At 72.2% G+C, this 12,961-nt stretch carries 11 protein-coding genes; 6 read left to right on the top strand and 5 right to left on the bottom strand.

Going from position 1 to position 12,961, the window contains the following annotated elements; translation table 11 throughout:
- Positions 1-48: 48 nt before the first annotated feature.
- A complete protein-coding gene (locus tag AB4078_RS18230; protein WP_441978303.1) occupies positions 49-468 on the bottom strand; it encodes a pilus assembly protein CpaE in 420 nt (139 codons plus the stop codon).
- 132 nt (positions 469-600) lie between these two features.
- On the opposite strand from AB4078_RS18230, the gene AB4078_RS18235 reads away from it, so the two are divergent.
- Positions 601-2,718: a RecQ family ATP-dependent DNA helicase gene (locus AB4078_RS18235; RefSeq protein ID WP_441978304.1), complete on the top strand. Its 2,118-nt coding sequence runs from the start codon at positions 601-603 to the stop codon at positions 2,716-2,718.
- Positions 2,719-2,727: 9 nt separating this feature from the next.
- Here AB4078_RS18235 and AB4078_RS18240 read toward each other — a convergent pair whose 3' ends face one another.
- The 3 genes from AB4078_RS18240 to pdhA are packed head-to-tail and all read right to left on the bottom strand — an operon-like array spanning position 2,728 to position 6,481.
- The gene (locus tag AB4078_RS18240) at positions 2,728-4,290 is read right to left on the bottom strand and encodes a dihydrolipoamide acetyltransferase family protein (protein WP_441978305.1); all 1,563 of its coding nucleotides are present in this window, start codon (positions 4,288-4,290) and stop codon (positions 2,728-2,730) included.
- Complete coding sequence (locus AB4078_RS18245; RefSeq protein ID WP_441978306.1) at positions 4,287-5,345, bottom strand: alpha-ketoacid dehydrogenase subunit beta; 1,059 nt, start codon at positions 5,343-5,345, stop codon at positions 4,287-4,289. Before AB4078_RS18245 ends, AB4078_RS18240 begins: the two co-directional genes overlap by 4 nt.
- Entirely contained in the window at positions 5,342-6,481 is a 1,140-nt protein-coding gene (pdhA, locus tag AB4078_RS18250; protein WP_441978307.1) for a pyruvate dehydrogenase (acetyl-transferring) E1 component subunit alpha, read from the bottom strand. The genes AB4078_RS18245 and pdhA overlap by 4 nt, the downstream gene beginning before the upstream one ends.
- 151 nt (positions 6,482-6,632) lie before the next feature.
- Here pdhA and AB4078_RS18255 point away from each other — a divergent pair, with 151 nt between their 5' ends.
- Together AB4078_RS18255 and AB4078_RS18260 are read left to right on the top strand one after the other, a co-directional pair.
- A complete protein-coding gene (locus AB4078_RS18255) occupies positions 6,633-7,070 on the top strand; it encodes an Lrp/AsnC family transcriptional regulator (RefSeq protein ID WP_441978308.1) in 438 nt (145 codons plus the stop codon).
- A gap of 47 nt (positions 7,071-7,117) precedes the next feature.
- A complete protein-coding gene (locus tag AB4078_RS18260; protein ID WP_441978309.1) occupies positions 7,118-7,627 on the top strand; it encodes a phosphoribosyltransferase in 510 nt (169 codons plus the stop codon).
- Between the two features lie 107 nt (positions 7,628-7,734).
- On the opposite strand, the gene AB4078_RS18265 is transcribed toward AB4078_RS18260, so the two are convergent.
- A complete protein-coding gene (locus tag AB4078_RS18265) occupies positions 7,735-8,571 on the bottom strand; it encodes an IclR family transcriptional regulator (RefSeq protein ID WP_441978310.1) in 837 nt (278 codons plus the stop codon).
- Positions 8,572-8,757: 186 nt separating this feature from the next.
- Between AB4078_RS18265 and dhaK the strand changes: the two genes are divergently transcribed.
- The 3 genes from dhaK to ptsP form a co-directional block, all read left to right on the top strand.
- Complete coding sequence (gene dhaK / locus AB4078_RS18270) at positions 8,758-9,753, top strand: dihydroxyacetone kinase subunit DhaK (protein WP_441978311.1); 996 nt, start codon at positions 8,758-8,760, stop codon at positions 9,751-9,753.
- Between the two features lie 23 nt (positions 9,754-9,776).
- Positions 9,777-10,415 (top strand): dihydroxyacetone kinase subunit DhaL, encoded by a 639-nt coding sequence (gene dhaL / locus AB4078_RS18275; RefSeq protein WP_440733448.1) that lies wholly within the window; start codon positions 9,777-9,779, stop codon positions 10,413-10,415.
- Between the two features lie 50 nt (positions 10,416-10,465).
- Positions 10,466-12,961 (top strand): phosphoenolpyruvate--protein phosphotransferase (ptsP, locus tag AB4078_RS18280; protein WP_441978312.1); only part of this gene is annotated, 2,496 nt, incomplete at its 3' end.

Here is a 12,961-nt window from a genome sequence, read left to right on the forward strand (position 1 = left end):
CTGGGGTCGGACATCGCGCTGGGTGTGCCCGACCCGACCTGCGCGGCATCAGCGCGAGCGCTGGATGAGGGCGAGCAGCGCCCGCCCGTACGCCTCGGACGGATCCGGATGCTCGAAGAGCAGCGGCTGCCCGGCGATCTCGATCTCGACCTGGAACGCGTCGTCGAGCCGCACCAGGCGGCGGAATGTGCCGCGCAGCAGATCCCGTAGCTGATCCTCACGCGGCAGCCAGACCGCTTCGGTGACCGTCACCGCGTCGAGCGCCCATTCGGTGGTGCCGTTGAATGCGAGGATCGTGCCGGTCGGGGTGCGCCGGGCCTCGATGGTCATGATGCTGACGGTGAAGACGTCGGCCTCGATCTCCAGCTCCACCTCATCCGGCAGAACGAGCTGGAAGCGGTCGCCCTCCGCGGGGTGCCACGCCAGGCCGGCGTCGCGCAGCGCGAGCGCGAGGTCCCGCGTGATCACGAAGCGGTCCTCGGGGCGATCGCGGCGCAGGGACCGGTCATTGGTCCCGCCGGTGTGCTCATCTTCTGAGCGTAGCCGCGCGCGGGGGAGGGCGGGCGAGCGCATGTCGGAGGAGTGCGGCAGGCTGGAGGCATGACGCAGCACGGCGCTTCACCCGAGACGCACGCGGCCGCCCTCACCGCCTTGCGGGCCCTCGTCGGCCGACCCGACGCCGAGTTCCACGATGGGCAGTACGAGGCGATCGAGGCGCTGGTCGCTGACCGGCGGCGGGCGCTGGTGGTGCAGCGGACCGGGTGGGGCAAGTCGGCCGTCTACTTCGTCGCGACCCTGCTGCTGCGGCACGAGGGCGCGGGCCCCACCGTGCTGGTCTCGCCGCTGCTGGCGCTCATGCGCGACCAGATCGCCGCCGCGGAGCGCGCGGGCGTGCGCGCGGTCGCGATCAACTCGACGAACGCGCATGAGTGGGCCGACGTGCTCGCGCAGCTGGACCGCGACGAGGTCGACGTGCTCCTGGTCTCGCCCGAGCGGCTCAACAACCCCTCGTTCCGCGAGCAGCAGCTGCCCGCCCTCGTACGCCGGATCGGCATGCTCGTGGTCGACGAGGCGCACTGCATCAGCGACTGGGGGCACGACTTCCGCCCGGACTACCGGCGGCTGCGCGAGCTCATCGCGCAGATGCCCGCCGACGTGCCCGTGCTCGCCACGACCGCGACCGCGAACAGCCGGGTGGTGGCCGATGTCGCCGAGCAGCTCGGCGCTGCGGAGGCTGGAGGCGGATCCGAGGTGCTCACGATCCGGGGTCCGCTCGCCCGCTCCTCTCTGCGGCTCGGCGTGCTGCGCCTGCCCGATGCGCCCAGCCGGCTGGCCTGGCTGCTCAGCCATCTGGACGAGCTGCCCGGATCCGGCATCATCTACACGCTGACGGTCGCCGCAGCCGTCGACACGGCGCGTCTGCTGCGCGATCGCGGACACGAGGTGCGCGCCTACACGGGCCAGACGGATCCGGACGAGCGTGCCGAGTCGGAGGCGATGCTCAAGCGCAACGAGGTGAAGGCGCTGGTCGCGACGAGCGCGCTGGGGATGGGATTCGACAAGCCCGATCTCGGGTTCGTGCTGCATCTGGGCGCCCCGTCGTCACCGGTCGCGTACTACCAGCAGGTGGGCCGCGCGGGGCGCGCAAGCGAGAGCGCCGACGTGCTGCTGCTGCCGGGGGTCGAGGACCGCGACATCTGGCACTACTTCGCGACGGCCTCGATGCCGGACCGGGAGCGGGCCGAGCGGGTGATCGCCGCGCTGGGGGACGTGCCGGTGTCGACCCCCGTGCTCGAGGCGATGGTCGACATCCGGCGCACACCGCTCGAGCTGCTGCTCAAGGTGCTCGACGTCGACGGCGCGGTGCGCCGCGTGCAGGGCGGCTGGATCGCCACGGGCGAGCCCTGGGGCTACGACGCCGAGCGGTACGACCGGATCGCCGCCGAGCGCCGCGCGGAGCAGCAGCACATGGTGGAGTACGAGCAGGGTTCCGACTGCCGCATGGAGTTCCTGCAGCGCACCCTCGATGACGACACGGCCGAGCCGTGCGGGCGATGCGACAACTGCGCCGGCGTCTGGTTTCCGACCGGGATCGGCACCGAGGCCAGCGTCGCGGCCACGGCGTCGCTGGACCGGGTGGGCGTGCCGATCGAGCCGCGCCGGGCCTGGCCGACGGGCGCCGACCGGCTCGGGGTCCCCGTGAAGGGGCGCATCGCCGTGGAGGAGCAGGCGGGGGAAGGGCGCGCGCTCGCGCGTCTCACGGACCTCGGCTGGGGCGGTGCGCTGCGCGAGCTCTTCGCCGCCGGCGCCCCCGACGGCCCGGTTCCCGATCGGCTCCGCGACGCCTGCGTGCGGGTGCTCGCCGGCTGGGGGTGGGCCGAGCGTCCGGTCGCGGTGGTCTCGATGCCGTCGCGGTCCCGGCCGCTTCTGGTCGGGTCGCTCGCGCGGAGCCTCGCCGAGATCGGCCGGCTGCCGTATCTGGGCGAGCTCGACATGGTCGGAGCAGGCCCGACCGGCGGGCCAGGGGGCAACAGCGCGTTCCGCCTCGCGGGGGTCTGGGACCGCTTCTCGACCGATGCTCTCGCCATGCCCGCGGGCCCCGTGCTGCTCGTGGACGATCAGGCTGACAGCCGATGGACGCTCACCGTCGCCGCCCGCCTGCTCCGTCGGGCGGGCGCGACCGACGTCCTGCCGTTCGTGCTCGCGCTGCGGGGGTGATCCGCGGGGTCAGCGCACCCGGCCGAAGGCGCGCGCCGGGTGCTCCAGCAGCTCCATCACCCGGCGCAGGAACGAGGCGGCGTAACCGCCGTCGCACACGCGGTGGTCGAACACCAGCGAGAGCTGCGCGATGCGCCGCGCAACGATTGCGCCGTCGACGACCCACGGGCGCTCGATCATCCGGCCGATGCCGAGGATCGCGACATCGGGGTGGTTGATGATCGCCGCGGATCCGTCCACGCCAAGGCCGCCGTAATTGTTCAGCGTGAAGGTCGATCCGCGCAGGCGCTCGGGCGGCATGGATCCGGCTCGTGCGGTCGTGGCGAGCTCGCGCAGCGCCGCGTCGAGCTCGTCGACGTTGAGCTCGTGCGCACGCGGGATCACCGGCACCATGAGGCCACGGTCGGTGTCGGCGGCGACCCCGAGGTTCACGCCGTCGAACGAGAGGATCTCGCTCGCGTCGTCGCTGAGCCGCGATGCCAGCAGCGGATGCTCGGCGAGGGCGATCAGCACGAACCGTGCCACGAGAGCCGTGAGCGACGGGGCCTTGCCGCCTTCCGGCGCCATGGCGGCGCGGAGCGTCCAGAGCTCGGTGACGTCGACGTCCACCCAGACCGTGGCCTCGGGGATCTCGGACCGGCTGCGGGTGAGCTTCGCGCTCACCGCCTTGCGCAGCGGCGACATGCGCTCGCGGGAGGCGACGGCGAGCCCGTCGACGATCTCCCCGCTCAGTGGTCGCACATTGCGGTCATTCGCATCCGGTGACCGCAATTCGAGACCAGTGAGCGAGGGAGAGGCGGTGCTCGACAGGGTCGCGCCTGCCGAGGCGCCGAGCGCGTGCAGGGACATGCCGTCCACGGCCTGGTCCACGGCGGCGCGCAGCACGTCGGCTCGGGTGACGGCGCCGTCGGATCCGGTCGGAGTGACCCGGCGCACGTCGAGACCGAGGTCGCGCGCGAGGCGGCGGACGAGGGGCGAGCGCACGGCGACCGGGCCGACGGACTCAGCCGTATCGTCAGCGCGCGGCGTCTCGTCTCTGCGTTTCGACTCGCCTTCGGCTCGCTCAACGAACACCGGCTCCGCCGGTGCTCGCTCAACGTCCAAAGGCACGCTCGGACGCCCCGCGGGGGAGCCGTCTCCGCGCACGGGCCCCGCCGTGCGGCGCGCGCGGCGTCGTCCCGACCCCGCGCGTTCGGTCGTGCCGTAACCGATCAGCACATTGCCGGATCCGGATCCGGCGCGCTCCTCGGACCGATACGCCTCCTTCTCGACATCTCCGCCGGCAGCGCCGCCCGCGGTGCCGGGCGCTGCTGCAGCGGCATCGGGATCGGCGACCTCGAGCACCGGGGCGCCGACGTCGATCGTCTCGCCGGGTTCGCCATGCAGCGCGACGACCACGCCGGCGTAGGGCGACGGCAGCTCGACCACGCTCTTCGCGGTCTCGACCTCGGCGATGGGCTGGTCGGTGCGGATGGTGTCGCCGACCTGCACGAGCCACTGCACGAGGCCGGCCTCGGTGAGGCCCTCGCCCAGGTCGGGCAGGCGGAACACCTTCGTCGTCGCGGTGGTCATACTTCTTCTCCCTGCTCGTCGAGCCAGTGCAGGGTGTCGATCGCATCGAGCACCCGGTCGGCGTCGGGCAGATACCAGTGCTCGAACTTCGGCGGGGCGAACGGGGTGTCGAAGCCGGTGACCTTGCGCACGGCCGCCTCGAGGAACTCGAAGCAGCGCTCGAACACCCGGGACTGGATCTCGCTGGCCACGCTCGCGTAACCCGGCGCCTCGGCGACGACCACAGCGCGGCCGGTCGAGCGCACGGCAGCGGTGATCGTGGCGTCGTCGATCGGCGTCAGCGTGCGCACGTCGATGACCTGCACGCTGCGGCCTTCCGCGGCGGCGATCTCGGCGGCCTCGAGGCACGTCGCCACCGAGGAGCCGTAGGAGATGAGGGTCACGTCCGTGCCCTCGCGAGCGACCCGGGCGGATCCGATCTCCCCGACGATCGAGGTGTCGACCTCGCCCTTCGTCCAGTACAGCTTCTTCGGTTCGAGGAAGACCACCGGATCCGGCGACGCGATCGCCGCGCGCAGCAGGGAGTACGCGTCCTGCGGGGTCGACGGGCACACCACCGTGAGCCCCGGAGTGTGCGCGTAGTAGGCCTCGGACGAGTCGCAGTGGTGCTCGACGCCGCCGATGCCGCCGCCGGTGGGGATCCGGATCACCATCGGCATGGGCAGCGCGCCACGGGTGCGGTTGGCCATCTTCGCGACGTGGCTGACGACCTGCTCGAACGCGGGCAGCGCGAAGGCGTCGAACTGCATCTCGACGACCGGTCGCATGCCGTTCATGGCCATGCCCACTGCGGTGCCGATGATGCCCGACTCCGCGAGCGGCGTGTCGAAGCAGCGGTCCTCGCCGTAGCGCTCGGTGAGTCCGTCGGTGATCCGGAAGACTCCTCCGAGCGCGCCCACGTCCTCGCCGAAGAGGACGACGTCGGGGTCGGCCTCGATGGCGTCGGCGAGGGCGCGGTTGAGCGCCGCCGCCATCGTCATCGTCTGGACGGTCGGAACCGTCTGGTTCTCGGGGGTGGCGGCGTCCACGCGGACGCCCTCGTGCGCGATGGTCATAGGGTGCCTCCTTCGGCGGATCCGGAGCGCTCCAGCTCGTCGCGCAGCTGATGCCACTGCTCCTGCAGCTGTGGCGAACGGGTGCTGCGGACGAAGCGGAACAGGTCCTCGGGGTCGAGCTCGGGGTCGGCGTTCAGTGCATCGCGGAGGGCCGCCGCGATGGTCTCGGCGCCCTCGGCGAGCTCCTGCTCGCGGGCCTCGTCGAGCAGGCCGCGTGCGCTGAGGTGCGCGCGCAGGCGGGTCAGCGGATCCTTCGCGACCCAGGCCTGCACCTCGGCGCGCTCGCGGTAGCGGGTGTCGTCGTCGGCGTTCGTGTGCGCCTGCATCCGGTAGGTGTGGGCCTCGACGAGGGTCGGTCCACCGCCGGCACGGGCGCGATCCACGGCCTCGCCGAGCACGGCGATGAGGGCCGCCACGTCGTTGCCGTCCACGCGCTGCCCGGGCATGCCGTAGCCGACCGCCTTGTGCGCGAGCGAGGGGGCGGCGGTCTGCCGGCTCAGCGGCACGGAGATCGCGAACTCGTTGTTCTGCACGAAGAAGACGACGGGCACATGGAACACGGCGGCGAAGTTCAGCGCCTCGTGGAAGTCGCCCTCGCTCGTGGACCCGTCACCGCACATCGCGAGCACGACGGTGTCCTCGCCGCGGTGCTTCGCGGCCTGCGCGAAGCCGACCGCGTGCAGCAGCTGCGTCGCCAGCGGCGTGGTCTGCGGGGCCACGTGGTGCTCGTGCGGGTCGTAGCCGGAGTGCCAGTCGCCCTTCAGCAGCACCATGGCGTCGTCGGGGGAGACGCCCCGGGCGATCACCGCGACCGAGTCGCGGTAGGTCGGGAACAGCCAGTCCTGCGCGCCGAGCACGAGCGACGCCGCGATCTGGCAGGCCTCCTGGCCGTGCGAGGAGGGGTAGACCGCGAGACGCCCCTGGCGGACCAGCGCGTTCGCCTGATCGTTGATGCGGCGTCCCTCGACGAGGCCGCGGTAGGCCCGGCCGAGCACCTCGTCCGCGGGCATCGGATAGCCGTCGTCGACGCGCGAGGATCCGCTCTCGTCGATGAGCCGCACCGGTTCATCGTGGGGGAGCAGATCGCGGGGATCCGCGTTCTGCGCGTGGCTCGTGGCAGGCATGGTGTGCTGCATCGGGTCCGCCTTCCTTGCCGAACGTGATGTCTCCAGTGTGCGTCGGCAGATGCAGTCGTCCAACAGGATCGCGGCGAATCTGGACGATTGCAGAGCAGAGGCACCAGAATGATGCAGAGTGTCAGTGATGAGAAGCAGGGAAGGCGCGCGCATGGCGGAGCTGGATGACATCGACCGGGCGATCCTGGGTGAGCTGCGCCGCGATGCGCGCGTGTCCATGACGGCGATCGCCGAGTCCGTGCACATCTCGCGGGCGGGCGCGCATGCGCGCATCAAACGGCTGACCGACGCCGGGGTCATCACCGGGTACACCGTGCGCACGGATCCGGTGCTGCTCGGCCACCATGCATCGGCATACGTCATGCTCGCGCTCGAGCAGCCGGCCTGGCAGGAGGTGCAGGAGCAGCTGCAGCGGATCCCCGAGGTCGAGCACATGGCACTCGTGGGCGGCGACTTCGACGTGATCCTGCTCGTGCGGGCGAGCGACGCACGAGATCTCCGCCGGATCGTGCTCGAGGACATCCAGGCGATCTCCGCGGTCCGCTCCACGCGCACGACGCTCATCTTCGAGGACTTCGGGCAGAGCTGACCGCATCCGCGTTCCCGGGAGGCGCGTCCGCACGGCAGAATGTATCCATGACGGATACGGCGATCGAGCGCGAAGTGCTCACCTGGGACGGTTTCGGCGAGGCGACGCGGGATCTGGCCCGCCGGATCCTCGATTCGGGTTTCGAGACCGAGGTGGTCGTCGCGATCGCACGTGGCGGGCTGCTGCCGGCCGGGGCCATCGCGTACGGCCTCGGCGCGAAGAACTGCGGCGCGATCAACGTCGAGTTCTACACCGGCATCGGCACGGTGCTGGACGCTCCCGAGGTGCTGCCGCCGGCGCTCGACATGGAGTACCTGAACGGTCGTCGCGTGCTGCTCGTCGACGACGTCGCCGATTCCGGACGCACGCTCGCACTGGCCGTCGAGCTGCTCAAGAGCAAGGGCGCCGATGTGCGCTCGGTCACGATCTACACCAAGCMCACCACGATCATCCAGCCCGACTACGCGTGGAAGGACACCGATCGCTGGATCGACTTCCCGTGGTCAGCCAAGGGCACGGTCCGCGAGGAGGACCTGGGCCTGGCGCCCACGGCCTGACCTCCTATTTTCCGAGTCGTCCCCCTGAGCACGAGCCATGGCCCGTGCTCAGGGGGACGACTCGGTTGTGAGGCGTGCGCTCAAGGGGGCGGCTCCGTGGCGAGGCCTCAGTCGTCGGCGGGTGCGATGCGCGGGGGCCAGGCCGTGGCGCCGAGCTCGCGGGAGATGTTGCGGGCAGTGTCGCGCAGCGCGTGCAGCACGGCGTCGGGCGCGGGACCGTCGGCCGTCGGGTACACCACGGCGACCGCCGCCACGATGTCCCCGCGGGAGTCGGCGACGGGGGAGGCGAGCGACGACTCGCCCAGAACGGCCTCGTCGACCTCGGTTGCGATGCCGTGCTCAGCGATCGCGGGAAGGCCGGCCGCGAGCACCTCGGGATGCGTGACGGTGTCGCCGGTCAGGCTCCGCAGCGGGCCTGAGAACACGGCCCGCTGGAATCCGAGGTCGTGCGCGAGTAGCACCTTGCCCATGGCCGAGGCGTGCGCCGGCAGCGCCGCGCCGGTCTCCAGCATCTGGGGGCTGTCATCGGGGCGAAGCACGTGGTGAATCACGAGCACCTCGGCGAAGTGCGGGGCGCCGAGCCGCACGGCCATGCCGGTGCGCCGCGCGAGCTCCTGCGTCCAGCGCATCGACCGCGCCCGCACATCGAGGGAGTCGAGGTAGACGCTGCTGAGCTTCAGCAGGGTCGGGCCCAGCATGTACCGCTGGCCGCCGCGCTCCTTGGCGACGAGCCCGTGCTCGCGCAGCGACGACACGATGCCGTGCACGGTCGACGGCGGCAGCTGCAAGGCAGTCGCGAGATCCGTGATGCCGAGGTGGCGGGAGCCCTGCAGCAGCTCGAGCACCTTCGCGGCGCGATCGATCGCCTGGATCATCGGTGCGGTTCCCTCCTCGACGGCAGCGGCGACGACGGTGCGGATCCGGATCTCTTGACAATCCGACATCCTCAACGCATATTCGACATTAACGAAAAGTATTCCGATTCTGGAGTGCAGTCGCCCGTGACGCAAGAGGTTCCGACCTCGGGTCTCGGCACGCCCCCGGATGCGGATCCGTCGGGATCCCGACCGTCGCGGAATGCTGGTCGGATCGCAATGGTGCTGGTGGAACTGCAACGAGGAGGTCGCAGGATGAAGAAGCTCATCAACGCCCCGGAGGACGTGCTCGCGGAGTCGATGCGCGGGCTCGCGCTCGCGCATCCGGAGCTCGAGGTCGACCTGGCGAACCGCGTGATCCTGCGCGCGACACGCAAGGACGAGGGCAAGGTCGCGTTGCTGAGCGGCGGTGGATCCGGACACGAGCCGCTGCACGGCGGATTCGTCGGGACCGGCATGCTCGACGCCGCCTGCGCCGGAGAGGTCTTCACCTCGCCCACGCCCGATCAGATGCAGGTCGCCACGAAGGCGATCGACCGCGGCGCGGGTGTGCTGCACATCGTGAAGAACTACACCGGCGACGTGATGAACTTCGAGATGGGCGCCGAGCTCGCCGCCATGGACGGCATCGACGTGCGCTCGGTCGTGGTGGACGACGACGTCGCCGTGCAGGACTCGCTCTACACGGCGGGCCGCCGCGGTGTAGGCCTCACGGTGCTGCTCGAGAAGATCGTGGGGGCGGCCGCAGAAGAGGGGCAGGATCTCGCCGCTGTGGCCGATCTCGCCGCGCGTGTGAACGGCCAGGGGCGGTCCATGGGCATGGCGCTTTCGAGCTGCACCGTGCCGGCCGCGGGCAAGCCCACGTTCGATCTGCCCGACGATCAGATGGAGATCGGCATCGGCATCCACGGCGAGCCCGGCCGCCACCGCGTTCCGCTCGCGCCCGCCAAGGACATCGCGGCGCAGCTGGTCGAGCCGATCCTCGCCGATCTGGATTTCACCGGATCCCCGGCGATCGTGATGCTCAACGGCATGGGAGCGTCGCCGCTCATCGAGCTGTACCTGATGTACGGCGAGGTCGCGACGCTGCTGGAGAAGGCCGGCGTGACGGTCGCCCGCAACCTCGTCGGCAACTACATCACGTCGCTGGACATGGCCGGGTGCTCGGTCACCCTGCTCAAGGCCGACGACGAGCTCATCCGGCTGTGGGACGCGCCCGTCGTCACCCCCGGCCTGCGCTGGGGCGCCTGAACCGCTCGAAGGAGAACATCTGCATGTCGAACACCATCCCGCTCGCCGCTCTCGTCGACTGGCTGCACCGTTTCCGTGACGCCGTCGTCGCGCAGCGCGACTGGCTCACCGAACTCGACTCCGCGATCGGCGACGCCGACCACGGCGCGAACATGGCCCGCGGCATGAACGCGGTGGTCGAGAAGGTCGACCAGGCCGCGCCCGCGACGGCGGACGAACTGTTCAAGACCGTCGGCATGACGCTGGTGTCGACCGTGGGCGGGGCGAGCGGGCCGCTGTACGGCACGTTCTTCCTGCGGATCGGAGCGACGCTGGGCGCGGTGACGGACGTGGAGCCGTCGGCGCTGGCCGCGGGTCTGCGTGCGGGCCTGGAGGGCATCGTCGCGCGGGGCAAAGCGGAGGCGGGCGACAAGACGCTCTTCGACGCGGTGGCTCCGGCGATCGACGCGATGGACGCGGCACTCGTCGACGGGAAGTCCGCGGGAGAGGCGGCGGCGACGGCGGCCGTCGCCGCCGCGGCCGGGCGCGACGCCACGATCGACCTCGTCGCGCGCAAGGGCAGGGCCAGCTATCTCGGGGAGCGCAGCGCCGGGCACATGGATCCTGGATCCGCGTCGGCGACGCTGCTGTTCGAGACGCTCGCCGCGGCCGTCGCGGACTGACGGATCGATCTCATGCGTGCTGACGCTCGCGGGGTACGGGGGCCGGATCGATGAGCACCACCGGGATCGTCGCCGTCTCGCACAGCATGCGCCTCGCCGAGGCCGCCCGGGAACTCGCGGCGCAGATGGTGCCCGGTGGCGCTGTGCCGATCGCGCTCGCCGCGGGGGCCGGGACGGATGCGGACGGCGTGCCGATTCTCGGCACGGATGCGACGCGGGTCGCGGCGGCGATCGACGAGCTCGCGAGCTCGTGCGACGGCGTGCTGGTGCTGATGGATCTCGGATCCGCGGTGATGAGCGCCGAGTTCGCCCTCGAGCTGCGCGCGAGCGAGGTTCCGGTGCGGCTCGCGTCGGCGCCGTTCGTGGAGGGGTTGCTCGCGGCCGCGGTGACGGCGGCGCAGGGGGCGTCGTTGGACGAGGTCGCGGCGGAGGCGAACGGCGCGCTGATCGCGAAGTCGGCGCAGCTTTCGGACGAGCCGCAGGCTCCGGTCGGGTCGGGGGGCCCTGTGCTCGATGAGAGCGTGCTCGATGAGAGCGTGCCGGGACCTGCGGTCTCGCGGCCGGGGGAGAGGGCGCGCACGGTCGTCGTGCGCAACCCCGCAGGGGTGCATGCGCGTCCCGCCGCGATGATCGCGCAGGCGGCCGCCGGGGCGGAGTTGCGACTGCGGCGCCTGCCGGGCGGAGACCCGGTTCCCGCATCGAGCATGATGCGGCTGCTCGCCTTCGGTGCTCGCCCTGGCGACGAGGTGCAGTTGGAGGGGGATCCTGTCGCCGTGGAGCGCGTGGCGGCGCTGTTCGAGGACGGCTTCGGTGAGAGGGAAGGGGCGCCGGGTACAGGCGCTCCAGATCCGAACGATGAGACGCCCTCCGTCTCGACGCCGCGATCCGCGCTCAGGGACCGGCCCGCGGGGACGCCGCCCGGCGCACCTGCACCGGGATCCACCCTGCGCGGGCTCGGGGTGAGCCCGGGGCGCGCGGTCGCCCCGGTCGCCCAGCTCGGCGCGGCGATCGCGGAGCCCGCCACGGCCGAGGCCCTGCCCGCCGCCGACCGCGACGCCGAAGCGGAGCGGATCGCGCCCGCGGCGGCCGAAATCGCGACCGCGCTGCGGGAGCGCGCGGCCCGGGCTGACGGCGAGGTCRCGCAGATCCTCGAGGCGACCGCGCTGCTGGCCGCCGACCCCGACTTTGCCGCGGGCGCCGCGGCACGAGTGCGCGCCGACGGCGCGACCGCGGCCCGCGCCGTGTGGGACGAGGCCGTCGCGCAGGAGCAGATGCTGCGCGGCCTGGGCGGACGGATGGCCGAGCGCGCGATCGACGTGCGGAGCGTGCGCGACCGCATCGTGGCGCGGCTGACCGGTCAGGAGGTGCCGGGGATCCCGGATCGGCCGGATCCGTTCGTGCTCGTCGCCCGGGATCTCGCGCCCGCGGAGACCGCGACCCTGGGCCGCAGCTCCTGCGTGGGTCTGGTGACAGAGGAGGGCGGACCCACCTCGCACACGGCGATCCTCGCCCGCGCACTGGGCATCCCGGCGGTTGTTGGCGCTTCGGGCGCGACCGGCATCGCGGCGGGGACCACCGTGCTCGTCGACGGCGAGGCCGGGATCGTGCGCCTCGACCCGCCCGCGGACGAGCAGGCGGCCACGGCGCCGCCGCTGCCGGCCTTCGACGGCACCGGGGTGCTCGCTGACGGCACCGCGATTCCGCTGCTGGCAAACGTCGGCGGCGCGGCCGATGCGGTCGCCGCGGCCGACGCCGGCGCGCAGGGCATCGGCCTGTTCCGCACCGAGTTCTGCTTCCTCGACCGCGCCGAAGAGCCGACGGTCGCCGAGCAGGTCGCCGCCTACCGTGGCGTGCTCGCACCGTTCGCGGGGCGCAAGGTCGTGGTGCGCACGCTCGACGCCGGATCCGACAAGCCGCTCCCGTTCGCGACCGCGGCGGACGAGCAGAACCCGGCTCTGGGCGTGCGCGGGCTGCGCGTCGCTCGGGCGCATCCGGCGTTGCTCGCGCACCAGCTCGCGGCGATCGCGGTGGCGGGAGCTGCCGAGAGCGCGGAGCTGGAGGTGATGGCGCCGATGGTGGCGACGGTCGACGAGGCCCGCGACTTCGCGGCGGCCTGCCGGGCCGCGGGCATCGCACGGGCGGGCATCATGATCGAGACCCCCGCCGCCGCGCTCGTGGCGGCGGAGCTGTTCGCCGTGGTCGACTTCGTGAGCCTGGGCACCAACGACCTCACCCAGTACACGATGGCCGCGGATCGGCTGTCGGCGCCGCTCGGCGCGCTCAACGACCCGTGGCAGCCGGCGGTCCTGCGGCTCATCGGCGCGGTAGGCGAGGCCGGACGTGCGGCGGGCAAGCCCGTGGGCGTGTGCGGGGAGGCCGGTGGTGATCCGGCCCTCGCGCCCGTGCTGGTCGGGCTGGGCGTCACGAGCCTGTCGATGACGGCGCGATCCCTGGCCCGGGTGTCCGCCCGGCTGCGCACGGTGACGGCGGAGGACTGCTGGCGTGCGGCCGCCGCGGCGCGCGGATCCGCGACCGCCGTCGAGGCG

This window comes from Microbacterium sp. 2MCAF23, from assembly GCF_052115565.1.
GTDB lineage: Bacteria > Actinomycetota > Actinomycetes > Actinomycetales > Microbacteriaceae > Microbacterium.